Origin of the sequence: Planobispora rosea (assembly GCF_014648175.1) — a bacterium.
Lineage (GTDB): Bacteria > Actinomycetota > Actinomycetes > Streptosporangiales > Streptosporangiaceae > Planobispora > Planobispora rosea.
In genome coordinates this window covers 1-716 of sequence record NZ_BMQP01000142.1, presented here as the reverse complement: position 1 = coordinate 716, position 716 = coordinate 1, and the positions used below count along the sequence as shown (strand labels likewise).

Annotated in this window: 1 pseudogene; it reads left to right on the top strand. The window is 70.8% G+C overall.

Annotated features, from left to right (window positions below):
* Position 1: 1 nt before the first annotated feature.
* Positions 2-716, top strand: a pseudogene (locus IEZ08_RS39130) (IS5 family transposase); the annotation flags it as partial.

Genomic DNA, 716 nt, shown 5'->3' with positions numbered 1-716 from the left:
GCTGGTCCCTGATGGCGTGGTCCCGCCGGCGCCCACCCGGCCGCAGGGCGGTGGACGCCGACGCGCAGACGATCGGATGATCCTGGCGGCGATCGTGTACGTGGCCACGACCGGGTGCGCCTGGCGGCAGCTGCCGCCGGTCTTCGGGGCCTCCTGGCAGACGGTGAATCGCCGGTTCGCCGAGTGGAGCGCGATGCGGGTGTGGGCCAAGCTGTATCGGATCATCCTGGACGAGCTCGGCGCCCGGGGCGAGCTGGACTGGTCGCGGTGCGCGATCGACTCGGTCAGTCTGCGGGCGGTCAAAGGGGGGAGCTGACGGGTCCGAATCCTGTCGACCGCGGCAAGAACGGGGCGAAGATCCATATGATCACCGAGCGGACCGGTCTGCCGCTCTCTGTCGCGATCTCAGCGGCCAACGTCCATGACAGTCTGGCCGTTGAGCCGCTGGTGCGGGGCATTCCGCCGGTCCGCTCCCGGCGCGGGCGGCGCCGTCGCCGCCCGGCCAAGCTGCATGGTGACAAGGGATATGACTACCCGGGTGTGCGGCGTTTCCTGCGGCAGCGCGGCATCACCCCGCGCATCGCACGACGCGGCGTGGAGTCCAGCCGGCGCTTGGGCCGGCACCGGTGGGTGATCGAGCGCACGATTGCCTGGTTGAGCGGATGCCGCCGGCTGCATCGCCGCTACGAGCGTCGCGCCGATCACTTCGCGTCCTT